General features: G+C 55.7%; 19 protein-coding genes and 1 pseudogene. 14 read left to right on the top strand and 6 right to left on the bottom strand.

Translation table 11 applies throughout. The features are described 5' to 3' along the window. Positions 1–125 precede the first annotated feature (125 nt). Positions 126–1,136 carry a LacI family DNA-binding transcriptional regulator gene (locus FN806_RS19840; RefSeq protein WP_142640345.1) on the bottom strand — a complete coding sequence of 337 codons (1,011 nt, stop codon included), beginning with the start codon at positions 1,134–1,136 and terminating at the stop codon, positions 126–128. 211 nt (positions 1,137–1,347) lie between these two features. On the opposite strand from FN806_RS19840, the gene FN806_RS19835 reads away from it, so the two are divergent. The 9 genes and pseudogenes from FN806_RS19835 to FN806_RS19795 all read left to right on the top strand — a co-directional run. Next, entirely contained in the window at positions 1,348–2,616 is a 1,269-nt protein-coding gene (locus FN806_RS19835) for an ABC transporter substrate-binding protein (protein WP_142640344.1), read from the top strand. Between the two features lie 77 nt (positions 2,617–2,693). Further along, a complete protein-coding gene (locus tag FN806_RS19830; protein ID WP_142640343.1) occupies positions 2,694–3,539 on the top strand; it encodes a carbohydrate ABC transporter permease in 846 nt (281 codons plus the stop codon). Next, entirely contained in the window at positions 3,536–4,372 is an 837-nt protein-coding gene (locus FN806_RS19825; RefSeq protein ID WP_221929508.1) for a carbohydrate ABC transporter permease, read from the top strand. Before FN806_RS19830 ends, FN806_RS19825 begins: the two co-directional genes overlap by 4 nt. A 23-nt stretch (positions 4,373–4,395) precedes the next feature. Beyond that, positions 4,396–5,436, top strand: coding sequence for an ABC transporter ATP-binding protein (locus FN806_RS19820; protein ID WP_142640342.1), 1,041 nt, complete (start codon positions 4,396–4,398; stop codon positions 5,434–5,436). 12 nt (positions 5,437–5,448) lie between these two features. Then, on the top strand, positions 5,449–6,726 hold the full coding sequence (locus FN806_RS19815; protein WP_142640341.1) for an MGH1-like glycoside hydrolase domain-containing protein: 1,278 nt from the start codon (positions 5,449–5,451) through the stop codon (positions 6,724–6,726). Beyond that, positions 6,723–7,409 carry a D-lyxose/D-mannose family sugar isomerase gene (locus FN806_RS19810; RefSeq protein WP_142640340.1) on the top strand — a complete coding sequence of 229 codons (687 nt, stop codon included), beginning with the start codon at positions 6,723–6,725 and terminating at the stop codon, positions 7,407–7,409. The genes FN806_RS19815 and FN806_RS19810 overlap by 4 nt, the downstream gene beginning before the upstream one ends. Further along, positions 7,397–7,822 (top strand): GNAT family N-acetyltransferase, encoded by a 426-nt coding sequence (locus FN806_RS19805; protein ID WP_142640339.1) that lies wholly within the window; start codon positions 7,397–7,399, stop codon positions 7,820–7,822. The genes FN806_RS19810 and FN806_RS19805 overlap by 13 nt, the downstream gene beginning before the upstream one ends. 17 nt (positions 7,823–7,839) lie before the next feature. Further along, positions 7,840–9,090: a glycerate kinase type-2 family protein gene (locus tag FN806_RS19800; protein WP_142640338.1), complete on the top strand. Its 1,251-nt coding sequence runs from the start codon at positions 7,840–7,842 to the stop codon at positions 9,088–9,090. A gap of 85 nt (positions 9,091–9,175) precedes the next feature. Beyond that, positions 9,176–9,397 (top strand): annotated as a pseudogene (locus FN806_RS19795) (transposase); the annotation flags it as partial. Between the two features lie 147 nt (positions 9,398–9,544). On the opposite strand, the gene FN806_RS19790 reads toward FN806_RS19795, so the two are convergent. Continuing rightward, positions 9,545–10,546 carry an AraC family transcriptional regulator gene (locus FN806_RS19790; RefSeq protein ID WP_142640337.1) on the bottom strand — a complete coding sequence of 334 codons (1,002 nt, stop codon included), beginning with the start codon at positions 10,544–10,546 and terminating at the stop codon, positions 9,545–9,547. On the opposite strand from FN806_RS19790, the gene FN806_RS19785 reads away from it, so the two are divergent. The 3 genes from FN806_RS19785 to FN806_RS19775 all read left to right on the top strand — a co-directional run bounded on the left by FN806_RS19785 (position 10,536) and on the right by FN806_RS19775 (position 14,052). Next, positions 10,536–12,086: an amidohydrolase family protein gene (locus tag FN806_RS19785; protein WP_246097356.1), complete on the top strand. Its 1,551-nt coding sequence runs from the start codon at positions 10,536–10,538 to the stop codon at positions 12,084–12,086. The genes FN806_RS19790 and FN806_RS19785 overlap by 11 nt on opposite strands. 86 nt (positions 12,087–12,172) lie before the next feature. Further along, complete coding sequence (locus FN806_RS19780) at positions 12,173–12,877, top strand: DUF3299 domain-containing protein (RefSeq protein ID WP_246097354.1); 705 nt, start codon at positions 12,173–12,175, stop codon at positions 12,875–12,877. Next, positions 12,874–14,052: a carbohydrate porin gene (locus FN806_RS19775; RefSeq protein WP_142640335.1), complete on the top strand. Its 1,179-nt coding sequence runs from the start codon at positions 12,874–12,876 to the stop codon at positions 14,050–14,052. Before FN806_RS19780 ends, FN806_RS19775 begins: the two co-directional genes overlap by 4 nt. 292 nt (positions 14,053–14,344) lie before the next feature. On the opposite strand, the gene FN806_RS20700 is transcribed toward FN806_RS19775, so the two are convergent. The 4 genes from FN806_RS20700 to FN806_RS19755 form a co-directional block, all read right to left on the bottom strand. Next, entirely contained in the window at positions 14,345–14,686 is a 342-nt protein-coding gene (locus tag FN806_RS20700; RefSeq protein ID WP_185956751.1) for an SDR family oxidoreductase, read from the bottom strand. A 167-nt stretch (positions 14,687–14,853) separates the two neighbouring features. Beyond that, on the bottom strand, positions 14,854–15,699 hold the full coding sequence (locus FN806_RS19765; protein ID WP_142640334.1) for an enoyl-CoA hydratase/isomerase family protein: 846 nt from the start codon (positions 15,697–15,699) through the stop codon (positions 14,854–14,856). 99 nt (positions 15,700–15,798) lie between these two features. Further along, positions 15,799–16,587 carry an SDR family NAD(P)-dependent oxidoreductase gene (locus FN806_RS19760; protein WP_142640333.1) on the bottom strand — a complete coding sequence of 263 codons (789 nt, stop codon included), beginning with the start codon at positions 16,585–16,587 and terminating at the stop codon, positions 15,799–15,801. A 47-nt stretch (positions 16,588–16,634) separates the two neighbouring features. Further along, positions 16,635–17,417, bottom strand: coding sequence for a CmcJ/NvfI family oxidoreductase (locus FN806_RS19755; protein WP_142640332.1), 783 nt, complete (start codon positions 17,415–17,417; stop codon positions 16,635–16,637). 96 nt (positions 17,418–17,513) lie between these two features. Between FN806_RS19755 and FN806_RS19750 the strand changes: the two genes are divergently transcribed. Both FN806_RS19750 and FN806_RS19745 read left to right on the top strand, forming a co-directional pair. Beyond that, a complete protein-coding gene (locus tag FN806_RS19750; RefSeq protein WP_142640331.1) occupies positions 17,514–18,422 on the top strand; it encodes a LysR family transcriptional regulator in 909 nt (302 codons plus the stop codon). Positions 18,423–18,552: 130 nt separating this feature from the next. Continuing rightward, entirely contained in the window at positions 18,553–19,455 is a 903-nt protein-coding gene (locus FN806_RS19745) for a 2OG-Fe(II) oxygenase family protein (protein ID WP_142640330.1), read from the top strand. Positions 19,456–19,938 lie beyond the last annotated feature (483 nt).

Genomic DNA, 19,938 nt, shown 5'->3' with positions numbered 1-19,938 from the left:
ACCCGATATGACAGATGCCCAAAGGTATTCCTCTCGGCCATCGCTCTCGCTGCTACAGTCCTATTCTGGCTGTAAATCAATGAGTCTGGAGCCTAGTGATTTCGGTAGGAATTCAGGCCGTGTCTCTATATTTCTGGGGCTTCTCCGGATGTTCCCCGCACTTTCAGGACCGCAGAATACTCGAAATGACGGACTGGAAGTTCGGGTGTTCGCATTCGGTCCAGAAGGATCTCGGCCAATCGCTTGCCTAACATTTTCGGGTCGATCGCCATGGTTGTCAGGCCGGGCGTCGAGACGGCAGCATCCTCGATGTCATCGAAGCCTACTACCGAAAAATCATGTCCGGGTTTCAAACCTGACTGGATCAAGCCGAAGCAGGCACCAAGCGCTACAACATCTCCGTTACAAACAATGCCTGTCACCTCGGGGTGTTTGTGACGGAGCGCTGCGACAGCGTCAAATCCGGCGCGCTTGGTCTCCTCACATGGCCAGATTATTGGGCGCACGCCATCCAGTTTTTCACAAACGCTAAGGTAACCGGCGATGCGCTCCTCGCGCACCGACGTTTGCTCGGTGCCGCCAAAATAGGCGATGTACCTGTGTCCCAAATCAATCAAATGCTGTGTGGCTTGAGCAAGAGCCTCTGTGTTTAGAACACCAACGTGATCAAGGGACTGTGATACCTTGCGCATGAAAGTAACAGCGGGAACACCGTGGGTTTCCAGAAGCTCCATAGCGTCCTCGTTCGTGTCGAGCGCCGGCACCCAAATCAAACCACGGCGACCAAATCTGATGCAGGCTTCCAGGAGGCGGTCCTGACGCTGAAGGTCTCCTTGTGCATCGAGGACCGACACCATGAAACCTTCGGTTTCGAGCAAGTCGACAGCGCCGCTGACAACCTCTGCGTTAAACGGGTTGGCCAATTTGTTAATGATGAAACCGATTTCGCGATTGTCGCCCGATCGCATTGCGGCCGCCGCTTGATTTGGGACGTAGCGCAGACGCTTGGCTGCGCTCAGGACTTTCTGACGGGTCTTCTCTGAAATTCGACCAGTGTCACGCATAACCTGGCTGACGGTTGGAACCGACACACCCGCTTCTTTGGCAACGCTGGATAAGGTGGGTTTTTTCGTCATGGGTCACAGTCTTGGTATAACGTTTGCCTAAAGTCGCAAGCGGTTTTGCAAATGGCAAGCAGTTTATGACGAACGCTTGGCGGCAAGAGGCTTGACTCATGATACAACGATATATCATAGTAACTGCATTCTCCCTCGGACTGATCCAAGGTTGTCGGCGAGGGAGGGAGGTTGCCTGGTTTTGGACAACCTCAGACATAGGGAGGAAAACATGTCTATTCATTCGAAGCTGGCGGGAGCCGTGTCCGGTGTGGCCATGCTTGTTGGCGCTGTCACCGTGCAAGCTGAAACTCTGTTCTGGTCGACCCAGGCCCGGCCAGCCGAAGAAGCGCAGGCGATGCGGACCGAGGTTCTTGGTGGCTTCGATGGTGGAGTGGATTACCAGCCGAACGAAGACGGCCCTTGGCTGACGCGTTTGCAAGCTGAACTACAAGCGGGCTCGGGTAGCATTGACTTGCTGGGTTCTTTGCACGGCAACTTCTCGGCGATGAACCCTGATGACCTAATGGACCTCAGTGATCTTGGCGTCATGTCGGCCTCAGACACTTTCAATGATCTGGCCAAGCTGGGAACTGACGGCCTGCACTACATGCCTTGGATGCAAGCGAGCTACATCATGGCCGCCAATAAGGAAGCGCTGCAATACCTGCCTGAAGGTGCGGACATCAATGCGCTGACCTATGACCAGTTGATCGCATGGGCGGCGAATGTAGAAGAAGCAACTGGCCAGAAGAAATTCGGCTTTCCTGCAGGACCCAAGGGTCTAAAACACCGCTTCTTCCAAGGCTACCTCTACCCGTCCTACACTGATGGTGTCGTGCGGACATTTGCATCGCCCGAGGCTGTGACAGCATGGGAGAAGTTCAAAGAGCTGTGGAGCCATACAAACCCTGCATCGACCAACTTCTCGTTCATGCAGGAACAGCTGTTGAACGGCGATGCCTGGATCGTCTTCGACCACACCTCGCGCCTTGCACAGGCGTTTAATGAGCGTCCTGACGATTTTGTTGCCTTCCCGGCGCCTGCTGGTCCGACCGGCCGTGGCTTCATGCCTGTTCTGGCAGGTGTTGCCATCCCACGCACCGCGCCAGATGTAGAAGGTGCCAAAGCGTTGGTGACCTATTTGATGCAGCCCGAAACACAGATTGCGACCCTGAAGGCCACAAACTTCTTCCCTGTGGTTGAAGTCGAACTGCCAGACGATCTGCCGCCTTCGGTCAAAGCTGCCGGCGAAGCGGTTGCCACGATGAGCGGCTCACCAGATGCTAATCCTGGCCTGCTGCCTGCAGGTCTGGGTAGCATGGGTGGGGATTTCAATCGTGTTTACGTAGATGCGTTCGAGCGCATTGTTCTGGCTGGTCAGCCCATCGAGCGGGTTCTGGAAGATCAAAAGAAACAGCTGGAAAAGATCATGACTGAAACTGGCGCGCCTTGCTGGGCACCAGATGCATCATCGGAAGGTGCTTGCCCGGTCGAATAAGACCTTCCCTGACTGCCGGGCCGCCGAAGCTGTGGCCCGGCTCCCCCAGCAAAATCCCAATTTAAAGGAGTGGTCCGATGGAAGCGCGGCTTTTGCCCTATTTTCTGATCCTCCCGGTGACGCTATTTCTTTGCCTGTTTTTCCTCTATCCGTTTGCGCTGGTTGCGCAGCAGGCTTTTGGAACAGGGAACGGCTTTTCACTGGATAACTTTCGCGAGGTCGTGAGCTACTGGAAGTTCCCGATCTCGATGAAGAACACCTTTCTTCTGGCCGCGGCCGTGGTACCGATCCAGCTGGCGCTGTCACTTCTGATGGCCACGATGGTCACGAAAATGGAAAAGGGCCGTGATCTGGTTCTGTATATTTGGACCATTCCGCTGGGTATTTCTGATCTTGCCGCCGGTATCATCTGGCTGGCGATCTTCGAGCAGTCGGGTTTCCTGAACTCGATGATGGTCGGGCTTGGTGTCACTGACCAACCTGTAAGTTTGCTGAGTTATCAAACACCGTGGGTAGTGTTCCTGGCGATTATGCTTGCTGAGATTTGGCGCGCAACTGCGATCATGCTGGTGATCCTTGTGGCGGGCATCGGCCTGATCCCCAAGGAATACTACGAAGCTGCGGATGTGTTTGGCGCCTCGCGTTGGAAACAGTTCACGCGTATCACCCTGCCGCTATTGCGCCCGTCGCTGCAAACGGCCCTGGTCCTGCGCGTCATCCTGGCCTTCGAGGTCTTCGCCGTGGTTGCAGCTCTTGGGGGCACGATCTTCCCGGTGCTTATGGGCGAGATCTACGCCTATCAGTTTGACCTGCAAAATAGTGGGGCAGCAGCAGCGCTGGCGATCATCGTTCTGATTATCTCTATCGTCTTCACTCTGATCATCATGCGCGCTCTGCGCGTCCCGAAAGGAGCCACGATATGATGGCTGTAGCAGACGTCGTAGCCCCTGACACCCGCAAGGCGGGAAGGGGGCTTTACCGAGCAGGGGTGATCTTGCTGTGTGCCTGGGTGATTATACCGCTCTACCTGCTGTTCGTGAACACAATGTCCTCACCGGATACGGTGAACAGTTTCCCCAAGAGCTTCATCCCGGAGTTCAATATGGGATCCCTGGAATTCTTCATGGGGTTCCAGGGGATGCTGAGGGCGCTGTGGAACTCGGTTGTGGTGGCTTTGATGACGATGGTGATGTCCATCGCCATCGGAGCCCCCGCGGGCTACGCCCTATCGCGGTTCGACTTCCGTGGGAAAGAGCTGTTCCGGTTGCTGATCTTGCTGACACGGGCCTTTCCCTTGCCGCTTCTGGCACTGCCCTTGGCAGTTCTCTTCATCCGTACGGGCTTGGATGATACGGCTTTTGGTCTGGCGCTGGTTCACACAACGTTGGCGATCCCCTTCGCGGTGCTCATCACCTTTTCGCTTTTTTCAGGCATACCGCTTGAGCTGGAAGAGGCGGCTTGGACATTGGGCTGCACACGGCTGACTGCCTTTACCAAGGTGATCTTGCCCTTGGTACTTCCGGGGATCACGGCCTCGGCGATTTTCGCCTTTGTAATCTCGTGGAACGAAGTGTTTGCAGCCGCCGTGCTGACCATCGAAAACCGCACGTTGCCCGCATTCCTGTTGCAGACACTGGGCGAGGCCCCGTTGCACCTGAAATTTGCAGGCGGCTTCATCCTCGTGGTGCCTGCGCTGATTTTCATCTTCGCTGTGCGCAAATATCTCTTTGCCATGTGGGGCATCGCCAACCGCTGAGCGGTGGCTGAAAGGAAACTGTTATGGCTGAAATACAGATCAAAAACGTCGCCAAGAACTTTGGGTCTTACCAAGCTCTGCATGACATCAACCTTACCATCGCAGACCAGGAGTTCATGGTCCTTCTGGGGGCTTCGGGCTGTGGTAAATCTACGCTTTTGCGTATCATCGCCGGACTTGAGACAGCGACAACCGGCGAAGTCTGGATCGGTGGCCGCCGGGTGGATCACCTGTCGCCCAAAGATCGCGGCATCTCGATGGTATTCCAAAACTATGCGGTGTTTCCGCACCTAACTGTGTTCGAGAACATTGGCTTTGGGCTGCGGATGCAAAAACTGCCGGATGATGAGGTCAAGCGCCGGGTCGAACGCACCGCAGGTTTGATGCATATCGAGCAACTCCTAAAGCGCTATTCGGGTGAGTTGTCGGGCGGTCAGCGCCAGAGGGTTGCAGTTGCCCGTGCCTTGGCAATGGAGCCGGACGTGATCCTGATGGACGAACCGCTGTCGAACCTCGACGCGCTGTTGCGGATGGAAATGCGTGCCGAGCTGAAGGGTGTTCTGGCAGAAAGCAAGACCACTGCCATCTATGTGACCCACGATCAGGTCGAAGCCATGTCCATGGCTGACCGGATCAGCGTCATGCATCAGGGCAAGATTGTGCAGGCAGCCTCGCCCATCGAGGTGTATCGGGATCCAGCGGCCGAGTTTGTGGCCAGTTTCATCGGCAATCCGCCTATGAATTTCCTCCCCGCTGAAGCTGCGGGCTCTGGTCGCTGGACAGTTGCCGGGCAGAACCTTGACGGTCCTGCAAATGGCAAGGATCTGAAATGGGCCATTCGCCCGGAAGATCTGCGCATTGCAGATCAGGGGTTTGGAGCGCGAGCCAAGGTTGTTGAGCCTTTGGGCGCACATTTACTTGTGACTTGTGACGTGGACGGACACCAGTTCCGCGCAGTTCTGGACAGTGAGCTCAGCGTGAAACCTGGTGACGTACTTACGCTGGCACCGCAAGAGGGACGGGGGCGTTGGTTTGACTCCGAAACCACTCTGGCCGTCGCTTAAGGGAGAAACAGGATGAGCCAAGCTCTGATCGATCAGGCCCGAGGCGTCATGGAAGGAAATGATAGGGGCACCTACACCGTTCCTACCCATGGCCTCTATCCTTTCCAATGGAACTGGGACAGTGCTTTGTCCGCGCTTGGCTTTTCGCATTTCGACATGGATCGGGCCTGGGTCGAGGTCGAGACTCTTATGGCCCATCAGTGGGACGATGGTATGGTGCCACATATCATTTTCCACGAACCAGATGATGGATATTTCCCAGGTCCTAACGTCTGGCAAACAAGGCGAGATGTGCCCACGACTGGAATCACCCAGCCAGCGGTTGCGGGTTTTGCGTTGCGCAAGCTTTATGATCGGACTGAAGACAAAGCAGTCGCGCGCGAGCGTCTGGCCAAGCTCCTGCCCAAGGTCCATGCATGGCACAAATGGTTCTACCGCGACCGCGATCCCAAAAGCACGGGACTGGTCGCAATCATTCACCCGTGGGAGTCTGGCCGAGACAACTCTGTGGATTGGGATGAAGGGCTGGACGCCGTGCCGATCGAGGGTATCGCGCCATTTACGCGACGGGATACGACCCACGCCAACCCAGATCACCGCCCGTCGGACGAGCAATACAAGTGCTATATCTGGCTGGTCGAGTACTTCCGAGGGCTTGGATGGGATAATGCGAAGCTCCACGATGCCTCGCCATTTTGCCTCGTTGATCCAGGCTTTAACGGCATCCTGATACGGTCTTGCGACGATGTTGCGGATTTGGCCGAGTTCTTAGGCGATCCCTCGATGGCCTCTGAGGCCCGCGCGATGGCCACGAAGGGTCGTGCGGCACTGGAAAGCCTATGGAACCCGACGCTTGGGCAATACACGTGTTACAACCGCGCTGCTGGTCATCTGCAAGACACACCTTCGATTGGTGGGTTGCTCGCGGCAATTGCCGATGTCCCTCATGCGCGAGCTGATGCGCTCGCACGGCGGATCGCTTTGTTGGCTGAGCGATGCGGCTATCTGGTGCCCAGTCACGACCCAATAGATGGCGCTTTTGACAGCCTGCGCTATTGGCGCGGACCGACATGGTTAATCGTGAATTATTTGATTGCCGAAGGCCTAGGTCGGTCAGAGCAGGGGGCCATGGCGCAGCGTATCCTGGCTGACAGTTTGCGCCTCATCGAGAAAAGTGGCTTTGCAGAATACTATGACCCGAACAGCGGCGAGCCCTGTGGTGGTGGAGATTTTACCTGGACCGCTGCCATGGTGATCGAAATCCTCAAAAACCAAAAAGTGCCAGCATGAAGCGTTCGCGCATCAATGAGATCATGGCCCAAGCAGATGAGTTCATTTGCTCTCATGGCTTTGCTTTGCCGCCCTTCGCCTATTGGAGTCCAGAGGAATTCAAGGCTCGCAAAAGTGATGCGCGTCATGTGATTGACGCACGTTGCGGTTGGGACATCACTGATTACGGTGACGGTGATTATGACAGGATGGGCCTGTTCCTATTCACCCTGCGCAACGGGTTGCAGAGTGATTTAGCCAAGGGTGGCGGCATGTGTTACGCCGAGAAACTGTTGATTTCGAGGCGGGACCAGCTGTCGCCAATGCACACGCATGTTCTGAAAGCTGAGGATATCATCAATCGCGGTGGCGCAACTCTGATTGTTGAGCTTTTTGGCTCAGACGACGCGGGTGGTTTTGCAGAGGATCGCGGCGGTGTGGTCTGGCTGGACGGCATCCGACATCGTTACCAACCGGGCGAGAAGCTGCGCCTGGCACCTGGCAAAAGCGTCACGCTTCGTCCGGGTGATTGGCACGCATTCTGGGGCGAAGGAGGAGACGTGTTGATTGGTGAGGTCTCAACCATAAATGACGACGAGACCGACAACATCTTTCGTGAACCCATCGGCCGTTTTGCCGAGGTTGAGGAGGATGTTGCTTCGACGCATCTTTTGGTCAGCGACTATTCCAAATGGCTTGGCTGATTGATGAAATTTGTGATGACCAACTGGTGTTCGCGTTGGAACGCAATTTGTTGGACGAGCTGCGTTGCCAACAACCGCAAGGTGTTAACAGCACAATTCATTTGGTCTGCCAAACGGATGGCACCCTGAAGGGCGGGCTTCTGGGCACAACTTCTTATGGTTGGTTGTTGCTCAAAGTCTTGTGGGTGGCTCGGCCTTTCCGGCGTCAGGGGTTAGCACGCGCGTTGTTCGAGCGCGCTTCTACTTTGGCCGTAGCGAGGGGTTGTCACAACGTTTGGCTCGACACCTCTGATCCCAAGGCGCGCGAGATCTATCTGCGTTGGGGGTTTGTACAGTTTGGCAAGCTAGAAAACGGACCGAATCGTGGGCCGTCAGAACACAGCCGTTGGTTCTTACAACGGCCCATCGCCTGATCCGGAATAGGAAACCTATGATTGACCCCGCCAACAACCCTCGAAGCTTTCTGGAACACCTCTTTTCCACCGCCGTTGCTGTGGCCGACCCCATGCTCGTGGTGCCCCCACACTTGCCAAAGCGTCCAAAGGGGCGGCTGCTGGTGATAGGAGCAGGCAAGGCCAGTGCCCGCATGGCCGAAGCCGTTGAGGCCTACTATGGCCCTTGTGAGGGGCTCGTCATTACCCGTTATGGGTTTGCTCGACCGTGTAATGGTATCGAGATTGTCGAGGCGGCGCACCCAGTGCCGGATGCCGCTGGTGAAGCTGCAACGATCCGGATGTTGGAGATGGTTCAGGATACGACTTCGGAGGATACGGTAATCGCCTTAATCTCGGGTGGGGGGTCAGCGTTGCTTTGTGCCGCGGCAGCGGGCGTCACCCTCGCCGACAAGATTGCGCTCAACCAAGCGCTCTTGGCCTCTGGCGCACCGATCGGAGACATGAACATCGTCCGAAAACACCTGAGTCGCGTCAAAGGTGGACAACTGGCGGCGGCCTGTGCACCAGCACAGATGCTTAGCTTGCTGATTTCCGATGTGCCGGGTGATGATCCGGCGCTGATCGCCTCGGGCCCAACTGTGGGTGAAAAAAGCAGTGCAAAGGATGCAATCGATATCCTGAAGCACTACGGAATTACTGTATCAGAAGCGATGCTGTCTAATTCCAGCGTCATCCCTCCGGATGATCCCATCTTTTTGCGCGCAGAAACGCGCGTGATCGCTGCCCCGGTGCAATCCCTTGAGGCTGCTGCCGCGGAGGCTGAGGCTCAAGGCTGCAAGGTGCATCTTCTAGGAGATGCATTGGAAGGAGAAGCAAGAGTACTGGCAGCGCATCAAGCGGCGGAGGCCCTTTTGTTGCAGTCAACAATCAAGCGCCCGACCTTGCTGCTATCCGGTGGTGAATGCACCGTTACAAGGCGGGGAAACGGCATTGGAGGTCCCAATGCCGAGTTCACGCTGGCCGCGGCATTGGCTCTGAACGGGGCGGCGGGCATCCACATACTGGCTTGCGACACAGATGGCGTAGACGGTGCGGCAGAAGTGGCCGGTGCTTATGCAGGGCCCGATACGCTAGCACAAGCGTCCGGCAAAGGCGTCTCAGCCCGAGAAGTGCTGGACCGCAATGATGCCCATAGTCTCTTCGGTGCAATCGGAGGTCAAATCGTTCCAGGACCAACCCTTACAAACGTTAACGACTTTAGAGCGATTTTGATCCTTCCCAAGTGATTCAATCCCTAGGTTCTGGACCTATTAATTTGGTTGCCGTCATCCTGCCTGCGTGATTCATACCCGTGAGTTTCAGGGGTATAACATGAGCAATCTATTCTGGTTGACTGACGAGCAGATGGCGCGGCTTCAGCCTTACTTTCCAAAGAGCCATGGTAAGCCGAGGGTTGATGATCGGCGCGTTTTGAGTGGAATTATCTTCATCAATCGCAATGGGTTACGTTGGTCCGATGCGCCGCGCGAATATGGGTCTCCAAAGACACTGTACAATCGCTGGAAACGATGGAGCGATATGGGTGTGTTGGCGGCGCGTCGCCACCCGATATGACAGATGCCCAAAGGTATTCCTCTCGGCCATCGCTCTCGCTGCTACAGTTCTATTCTGGCTGTAAATCAATGAGTCTGGAGCCTAATCGTACGTTCCCAACCAAGTTTTCTTTTGGCTCGACCACATTTACTTGCTTCGGAACTTAGTCGGTGTCATTCCGGTTTGACCTCGGAAAAAGCGAGTGAAATGGGACTTGTCGGAATAGCCGAGCATCAGACCAATCTCCGCAATTGTCATCTGGTCTTCTTTGAGGTGCTCTTTGGCGACATCGACACGCAGCCGTTTGATTTCACGGGGTAGCGTTGTGCCTTGTCGCTGAAGCGCTTTCAGAAACCGTTCCGGTTGTATTCCCAGCATTCCAGCCACCATCTCAGGTCCCAAATCGGTTTCATCTAGTTTGTCGCGTAAGACAGAGCGCAAAGCTGCCACCACGGTTACTTCTTCCTCTTGTTGAGGTGAAGCTATGGGCTTGGCAGAGCCCTCAGAGACATGGTGCAAAAACAACCATCCCACAGGAAAACTAATTTGCATTCCGGGATCAGTCCCAAGGCCAACCTCGATCCCTTTGTAGTCGATAGGCAGCCCATTGATGTATCTGCTTTCCCATCGCACACGCGAAGAATCCCAAGAATCTCCGACGACGGTCTGCAATAGGCGTACATAGATTGCGGCACCAAAACCGGTCACCTGAATGGGCGGGACAGTAGGTTCCTGTTGCCTCTCGATACGATAAGTCGCTTTGTCTGCTTCAATGACGAGGCTGTGCCGCACAGAATTGGACTCCTGCGGTACGAGCCCAACAAAGCGAGTAAAAAACTCGAATAGCGTTTTTGTAGATTGCAAGGCTTGAGAGAAGGGCGGCCATCCTTGTAGGTCAAACGCCTCCCCTACATTCAGTCCTAGATATCGATCCCCTGATACTTCTGAGAAGGCATTCACCAAACCGTAGACCAGCTCTGAGTGAACGAAGACGGATGGGTCCGACAGCAGTTCGGCTTTCAATCCGACTTGGTCCAATGCGGGTTGCGGATTGATCTTGCGTTCGGTGAGATATTGCAAAAACGGAGCGGCTAAGGAGAGGCGAATAAAGCCCTCGCTATGCTCTTGAGAGGCGGAGTTGAAAGGCAAGCTCGTCACCCTTGTGATGATTAGTAGTTTTATTCAGTGGCCATTTTTACGAACACATTCGAACATGCTAATTCAAAAGTGGCAACCGAGGAAAAGTTTTCCGGACTACAGTTGGCAAAACATGAATATGAAGGGAGTACTTATGTCCGGTCTACGAATGTCGCTTTGCTCGACGGTAATTGTCGCTGCAGGTCTTTCTTTTTCAGAATCCGCGCAGGCTCAGGATCAAGAAGAACCCCAAACGTTGTTTACCAACGTGCACATCTTCGATGGCGTGAATGAACAGCGCATCGAGAATGCCAGCGTATTGGTCGAGGGCAACCTGATTAAGTCCGTATCGACCGATGCGATCGATGCCCCCAATGCTACAGTCATTGACGGAGAGGGGCGGACACTGACACCCGGGTTTATTGAACTACACGCACATCTCATGCTGATGGGGCCGACCTTGCCTGCGATGGAGGCCAACACGACCTGGGAGGACTTTGCCATACACGGTGCGCGGATGGCCGAGATGTATTTGATGCAGGGTTTCACCACTGTCCGGGATGCTGGTGGCGCTAATGGCGGACTACGTAGGGCGATTGACTCGGGGCAAATCGAGGGCCCTCGTTACTATCCATCTGGGGCGTTTATCGGAACACGCGGTGGTCACGCTGACTTCGCGAATTTCACAGCACCACCTGGTTCGGAGACAAACATGGGTCGGCTGAACATGGCTCAGGAGGTCAGTGGTGTCGATGACGTCTATAAATTCGCACGTAACAACTTTCGTATGGGCGCGACGCAATTGAAATTCATGCAATCCGGTGGTGTCGTGTCGGCATTCGACCCTTGGCAATTGCTGGCCGGGTCGCCCGAAGAAATCAGAGCCGCCGTGCAGGTCGCGAATGAATATGGCAGCTATGTCATGGCGCATTCCTATCGTAAGGAAGCTATCCTGAGTGCGCTCGACGCAGGTGTTATGTCAATCGAACATGGTTTTTCTTTTGACTGCGAAATTGCCGAAGTCATGAACGAGAAGGGTGCGTACATTACAACAAACCTAACGGCATTTGACCCCGGCCTTCTCGACATTCCGGCTGTGGCGAATGTTCCGGCGAGCCTTGCCAAGGCAAAGTCTGCCTCGGCCACATTTGCAGGCTATATCGACAATATGAAAGAATGCCCGGTGAAGCGGGGTTTCCAGACAGACTGTGTTGGTTCGGTAGAGGCGTGCAATATCCAGATTGCCTACGAAAAACACTTAAACAATGATTTTTTCGGCCCCTACACGTCAATGGTCACGTTGACATCGACGGGTGGCGAGGTAGTCGCTCTATCAGGAGACTTTATGAACCCTTATACCGCAGGAAAACTGGGTGTGATCGAGGAAGGCGCCTATGCAGACATCCTGCTGATCGATGGTAACCCCCTCGAAGACTTCTCGGTCGTTGGCACGGGTGATCAGTGGTTTGGTGCCGATCCGAGGCCGGAAAGCCCTGAAACGATCCGGCTTATCATGAAGGACGGTGTGATATACAAAAATACACTGAATTGACCCCAAAACTCGACTGGAGAGTATTCATGTTCCTTTGGTTTCGTTCCGTCTTGCTCGCGGGTTTGGTCTGTTACGGTCATTCCGCCATGGCAACGCCAGGAGCAGCGCTGGACTGGGCAGACCTCCCGGACCCATCTGTGCAGGTCTTTGAGGATCCCTATCGGGAGCTCAGCCCCGAACAGTTCGACGACGTCCTATTCGTTGTGCGGATGCGTGGCAGGCTGCAGCAAGACACTGGCAGCGCGGAAGAAAGACTGAATTGGCAGGAGCTTCTGACCGAGACCGAGGATGCCTTGGCGGGAGTTGGCGTTGATGTCGATTGGCTGCTCGATCAAAGAGAGCTTGTGAAAGAACGGCGAAGAAAGGCAGGAACAAACGGAAATCCGCAATTCGACGGTCAAACAATAACAATCGCGGGCTTTGCCATCCCGGGCCCGAGCGATCCAGACGGGCGATCTGTGGCGTATCTAGTGCCAGAACGAGGAATGTGTAGCCACATGCCCCCGCCCCAACCCAATCAAATGATTCGCGTGCGGTTGAATGGCGACTGGACGCCCAGCTATTTCCACGAACCCGTTCGGCTGACGGGCACGCTGACTATCGATCCCACTGTTCAGAATATGATGGTTGTGGACGGCCTCATGCCTATGAGTGCGACATTCCAGTTGGAGACGGAACGTGTCGAAACTCTGGAAACCGAAGCAGACAGGCTGGAATGGAAGCAGCGTGCCGCTGATCGTATCCGAGCGGCGGGCAATCGCAAGACCGGCGGGGCAAAAGCGTCTGAATGATAAGACTTCTCGTTGTCGTACTGAGTATTGTCTTTGCCGGCGCGGCGTCGGCTCAAGGTCTGTCCGGGCCCTCTTCGGTCGAAGCTGATCTTGAGCCCGGAGATGGACTGACCGATCCACAATATCGTTCCGATTTTCCGCGCAATACCGCACCGGGTTGGTTTCAGTGGAAAGACCGACTGGCGGAGAATGGGTTTCGGTTCAACGTTGATTACTTGGCATTGGGCCAAACCACGAACGCGGATCTGGGGGAGGGCGAAGCTGCCAGCGGAATTGCGCGGTTCTATGGCAGTTGGCAGGCGACTGAACAGGGGTCTTTGACATTCAAGATCGAAGACCGGCACAACTATACCGATGTTGCCCCACAGTTTCTTGGTCTGGATGGTGGAGCCCTTTCAATCACGGGAACAGCCTTCAACGATAATGGTTTGCTATTGACCAACCTGTTCTGGACCCAAAGGGCCGAGAACGGTTCGTGGACGCTGCAAGTCGGCCAGATTGATGTAACGGACTTTGTGGACATTTATGGGTTGGTAAGCCCATACAGTGGTTTCCAAAACCTGTCTTTCAATACCAACCCGACAATCAACGCACCCAACCAAGGCCTTGGCATTGCCGGTGGGGTAAAGCTAAGCGAGAACCTTTACGCCGTTGCGAGCGTCTCAGACGCAAACGCCGACCCGTCTGATCCGAACTTTGATGTGTTTAGCGACGGCAATCTCTTCAAATCACTCGAACTTGGTTACACCTCTGGCTTTGATCGCATTTACTTCGACAATATCCATCTGACCCTCTGGCATGCGGATGCGGCTGACGATGGTAGCCGTCCAGAAGATTACGGCGCCGCGTTCTCAGCAGCATGGTTTATTGACAATAAGTGGATGCCGTTCTTCCGGGCAGGGGCCTCAAAAGGGGCAGCAGCACTCTATGATCGGTCCGTTTCTGCGGGTATTGGCTACTACGGTCGCAATACCGATTTGGCCGGGTTGGGCCTGAACTGGGCCGAGGCAAGAGGCATAGATGGCGATCAGTTCACACTCGAAGCATTCTACCGTTTTTCAATCGCACCCGGACTGCAGATCACGCCATCACTGCAGTTCATTTCTGACCCGCTGCTGAATCCCGCCCAGGATAGCATTACGCTGTTCGGCCTAAGAACCCGGATCGTTTTCTAATGCGGGGTGAATGCAATAGGTAAGTGGCAGTGCCAAAGGGCGACTAAGGGAGATCAACAGGACTTTGCAAAGCCCGCTTTCTGCGCGTTGCCACCGTTAGCGCGGACTGCAGCACCCGGTAGCTTTGGGCTCTCCCGGCACCTTCGCCGCGAGATCCATGAACGACCGTTTCGCGATGGAGCGCCTTTCGCGGCGCGGCGCACGAACTGGCAAGACGCGGGACAAATCTGCCATTCGGCCTCGCGGTCTGAACGGCAGGTTTTTTCCAAGCAAGTTTGATTAGCTCATAGCGTTATGCATAGTCAGGCGCGTCCAACGTTTCACCGTTCATGTTCCCTTCGACGGCAGCGACGTAGGCCTTTGCAGTGTCTGCCGCCGATAAGCCCGTGCTTGAATCCATGCCCATCATCTCCATCGTTTCCTTGACGAAGACCGGGCTGACGGTGTTCACCCGTAGTTCGCGATCAAGTTCGAGTGCTGCTGCCTTGGCAAAGGATTCCAGCGCCCCATTGGCGATGCTGATCACCACCGAGCCCTGCATCGGTTCTCGTGACAGTATGCCGGCAGTGAGCGTGAACGATCCAGCATCGCTGATATGTCTCTGTCCAACGCGGACAAGGTTGATCTGGCCCATCAGCTTGTGGGGTCGATTCAGGCTGAGTGCAAAATAGGGCGGTAAGGAGATTTCTGAAAAGGTTGGTACGTAACCGACCCTTCACCGCGCCAAGCCCGAGCTGGAAAGACGCGGACAAAACGGACATCCGACGCACAAGGCCGAATGTCCGCTTAATCCAATCAATCTCAGTTGATATCCTGAACATCCATGACCAGGTTTTCCCAGTTCCGCTGGTTTTCCATGTCGTGCTCTAGGCCCTGCTCGTCTGCGATCGTGAAGCGTTTAACGGCTGATGTTTTGCTCGTTGCCTGGTAGAGCCAATAGGCCTCGGCCTTCAGGGCCTCATCGATAGGCTTGTCGATCGACTCGTAGACCATCTGCTTGCAGGCATTGATGGACTCTGCCGGGAACTTGGAAATCCGCTGCGCCAAGGTGTTTACGTAGTCGTCGATCTCATCAGCATCCAACGCTTTATTGATCGTGCCCATTGCCTCGGCTTCATCGGCGTCAAAGTCTCGGGCACTCAGGATGATTTCCAGCGCGCGGCCCAGACCGGTCTGACGGGCCATGCGGGACGCACCGCCGCCGCAGGGCAGGATACCCATGCCGACTTCCATCTGCATGAACTTGAATTTGCCACGCGCCGCAAAGCGCATGTCCAGCGCCAGGGCCAACTCGTGGCCACCACCGCGTGCGAAGCCTTCCAGCTTCGCGATCGTGGCCTGAGGCACCTTGCTGATGCGTTCGCAGACCGCTTGCAAATCGAGCAGCTGGGCTTCATCGCGGGAGACAGCTTCGGTCGACATGTCCTTGAGCAGCTCGGTGTCGTAGTGGCAGACCCAAACCTCGGGGTTCGCGGATTGGAAGATGACCACCTTGGTATCGCGGTCCCGCTCCAGCCGCATGGCAAGGCTGTTGAGGTCGGCCAGCATTTCCTGGCCTTGCACATTCACTGTTCCAAAATCGAATGCCACCGTTGCGATGGCGTCTTGGACCTTCACGTCAAAGGTTTGAAAATTCTCGTATTTCATCAGTCAGTCCTTTCTTGGGTCCGGACAACGCATGTCGCCGGAGGGTTGCAGTTTCAGGTGGTGTAAAAGACGCCCGACGTCAGACGGGCGTCAGTGGGATCAGCTGAGAGATTTCAAAGCATCTTCGATGCCTTGCATCACCTGCGCCGAATGAGTTGCGTCCAGTGCAGCCGCATGTGGCTGCGCGAACTGGCCGCTGTCATTGTCAAAATACTTGCCCGAAACATCCGCGAACGACGACCCGAGCGCCGCTTCACGCAGGATGTTCGCGCCGATGGACAGATCGTTGCCCGCGATGCCGTAGCCTTCCTTGACCATCTTCGAAGCCAACAACGATCCGGGATTGACGGCGACGACGACGGGTCCGTCGGTCAACTCCTTCGCCAATTCGCGGGTCCAGATCGTGATGCCGAGCTTGCTTTGCGCGTAGGCGTCATTGTGGCCAAGCTGTTTTTCCCCGCGCATAGCAGCCAAATCAATCGGCGCTTGCGCGGCAGAGGATAGATTCACGATCCGCCCGTCTTTCGGAATGATCGGCAGAAGCGCGCGGGTCAGCGCATAGGGCGCCAAGGTGTTGACCATGAACCGCACATCATGGCCGGCCTCGGTCTGGGTCTCCGCGACTTTCAGCACGCCCGCGTTATTGATCAGCACATCAAGGCGGTCGTGTTTCTCGCGCACCTCTGCCGCGAAGGTTTGGATATCGGCCATACGCGACAGGTCAGCGGCATAGGTTTCGACGTCGCCGCCGACCTCGTTGACGGCGGCTTCCAGTTTGGCTGCACCGCGTCCATGAAGCAGAATTTTGTGCCCCTCTTTTGCGAGGGTCTGCGCCGTCAAAAGACCGATGCCGTCTGTTGATCCGGTGATAAGAATTGTCTTGGTCATGATTGTCTCTCTCCGTTTGCTCGTGTTTCGTGGGTCCGATGATGGGATCAGGCAAAACGCACTAGGGTGCGGCTCTCAATGCTTTTGCGGATGGTCATGACGTTTGGGTCTTCGACCATGTCCAACGCGGAGTGCCCAATGGAGGGCCGTCCCTGATTGTCGAAGATGTTGAAGTAGGCGACCTCATCCGGGGTCATCTTCGACATGTAGATCCACTGATGATTCGGGTTTGCCGCCAACCCCATGATCTGTCCTTTGCGGTCGGGATAGATCAGATCAAGCAGGATCCAGTCTTCCGGGGCGACGCTCGACGGCAGGATAAACCCGAGCGGGGCTGAGTTGATCGCCGCCTCGATCGGTCGCCAGATGTTAATGAAGGCGTAGTGCCCCGCGCTCCATTTTGCCGCTGTATCAGCACCAAGAATGTCGATCAGTCGCTGTTCTGCGCCGTCAGGGCTGTAGTCGCTGTGGACGTTTCGCGCGGGCTTGCGCGCGGCGTCAGGGTCATCCACCCGGATCGTGTGATCAAAGATGATCACCTCCTGCGCGTCCAGCTTGGTCGTCAGAAGCGACGTCAGCTCTGCGTCGTACTCCGCTTGCCAGGCATCATCGTCTTGCGCGAACGAGACCGCTGTGGGGACGAAAGAAAACGCGACAGCGTCATCCTCGAATGATGGGTCTGTGGCTGACCTGCGCGCGTCGCGCAATTTCACTTCGGTTGGGGCGAGTTCTGGCGCGATCAGATTGCCAACGATGCCACCGGCATCAAGCTCGAACGCCTGACGCTCCGGTTTGTGGACGTGATAATTCACTGTCGCTGTCTGAGTCATTCCGCTCTCCGCTCTGTCTTGAGCTTTGACCTATACCGCTGCGCAGATATATAAACGGTAGATAATCGAATTCAGTTTTCTGGAAAAATATACAATATGGATACGCAAAGCCTCCGCCTCTTCGTCCTTGCTACTGAAACGCTGAACATCAGCGCGGCGGGCCGAACGCTAGGGATGGCACCGGCGGTGGCCAGCGCGCGGCTCGCAAAGCTTGAAAAACTGCTGGGCGCCGAATTGTTGCATCGATCCACTCGGAAAGTCTCGGTGTCCCTAGAGGGGCAGGACTTCTTGCCATACGCCCGAGAGATGATCGAACAGGAAGAAGCGGCCCTCGCCGCATTCGGCAAAGGCAAGGCCGAGGTGAACGGGACATTGCGCTTTGCCGCTCCAAGCACCTTTGCCCAGCTCTATATCGCGCCCCTGTTGCCCGCTTTTATGGATGCCTATCCAGACCTGACGCTCGATTTGCATTTATCAGATACCCAGTTCAACCTGATTGAGGGCAGCTATGATCTGGCCCTCCGCAATTCTATTCTGGAGGACAGCAGTCTGACGGCGCGCAAACTGGCAAACGACACACGTATTCTTTGTGCAGCACCAGACTATCTGGAAACACATGGGGTGCCCGGCACACCGGATGACCTCGCGGCGCATCGTCTGGTCGCCTTCAAGGATCTGGAGCCGCGCGCCTTGGTGTCAGATGACGGAGCCAAAGCAACATTCGACCTCCACAAAGCCTCCCACAGGCTGATCGTGAACGACGGGCTGACACAAGTGCGTGTCACGCTCAAGGGTGCCGGCATTTCGATTAACTCCCTCTGGGCGGTCCACAGCGAGCTGAATGATGGGTCCCTTGTGCAGGTGCTGCCCGGGTACACACTGGCGGACAATCCGGCGCTTTGGCTGATCTACCCCAAAAGCAACGTAGTCTCCGCAAAGGTCCGCGTCTTTATGGACTATCTGATCCAACAGATCGGACGGTCAGCGGCTTGGGCCGGGTCCTAGGCGCCACACCTCTATTATGTAGAGAAAACGAATTCTGTTATCAAAAATATGTCCATTTATACGCAATCTAAGGGCAATAACTGATGTCTCGGAAGCAACAGGCTTGACCATCAGAAAGTTGAGACAGGACATGACACAATCTGCATTAGAGCGCGCACGCGCCGTGGAACGCCCCACACGCGAAGCAATGCTGCAACGCGCCCCGCAAGTCGCGCAATTCTGGAATGACAACCAGGAGCTGTTCAAACACGCATGGAAGGAATGGGAGCAGGCCAATCAAACCGCCTTGGATGCATCTGTTCATGACGACCGTCTCCGCGCAGCGGTCGAGGGGGCCTGGAAAGACCCGGCAACCGAAGGCGAAGTGAAAAAACTATGGGAAGAGGTCTTCCCCGGTGTCTACAAAACCCAGTTCTTTGACCCCGAACGGCTGTTCGTTTTGCGCAGCTATCTGGACAGCGTCGCCGATGCAGGCATTCCGCTGCGCCCACCCTATGGCATTTCCCTCAACCGGGGCGGTGCAATGCTTGACCCGCGCTCGGAAGGGCATCTTGGGGCCTCAGCCTTCCAGACGTTCTACCGCGACCTCATGAACACCTATATGCGGCCCATCTCACGGCTCTTGTTCCCGGATGTGATAGGATACGACACGCAGACCTTCGGGTTTTCCATCCAGTGGCAAGCAGATAAGGACACGTCGCTCCGGCCTCACTCAGACGCATCATCGGTCACGCTGAATATCAATCTAAATCTACCGGACGAGGCCTTTTCTGGCTCCGCTGTCAGCTTCATTGATCCCGCGTCGCGACGGGTCGAAAAACTGCACTTTGAGCCCGGCACGGCCTTGATCCACCACGGCAGCGTCCCCCATGCGTCTGAACCGATCACCGAAGGTCAACGCTCCAATTTCGTGCTGTGGCTCTACGGTCAAAACGGCCAGATCCCGCATCCTAGTGCGTTCGCGCCCACAATCGATCCGCGCGCGCGCTGGACGGTCCCGACCGATCCATCGGACGGGTTTGCGCCCTTCTGATCCGCGGACCTCGACAGGTTGGTTGGGTGATAGACGTCGCCCAGCCAACATAGCGGAGGCTCGTTGGCCGCTTTTTCAGATAATCTCGAAGCAGCCATTGGTGCAGGTTGCTGCATTCGTTGTTTTGGGCTCAGAGCGGACCTCGGAGGCAGCGCGGCATCATCCTCAGTTGAGCCGCAGATATAGGATAAGTCTGTCCGGGGAAGGGGGAACTGCGCTCAAACTCCGATTTGCGCAACAAAGCCCATCTACCTGATCAAAAAGGCGGCGAGCAGCGAAAGTCCAATCCGAATATTCAGTCTGCGGTGACGATACCCTGGCGAAAGTCGTCAAAGATGGCGTTCACCACGATATGGATTTTTGGGCGAGCTATCTTGTCTGGATGGAGACCGCCGTTGGTTACGAAGCAACCAACGGCAGATTTTCAAAGCAGCCGAGTTGCCATACCACCGTCGACGGCCATCGGAGACCCCGTCACGAAAC

The sequence above is a fragment of the Ruegeria faecimaris genome, from assembly GCF_900182615.1.
Taxonomy (GTDB): domain Bacteria; phylum Pseudomonadota; class Alphaproteobacteria; order Rhodobacterales; family Rhodobacteraceae; genus Ruegeria; species Ruegeria faecimaris.
This window is presented reverse-complemented; position numbering and strand designations above follow the sequence as displayed.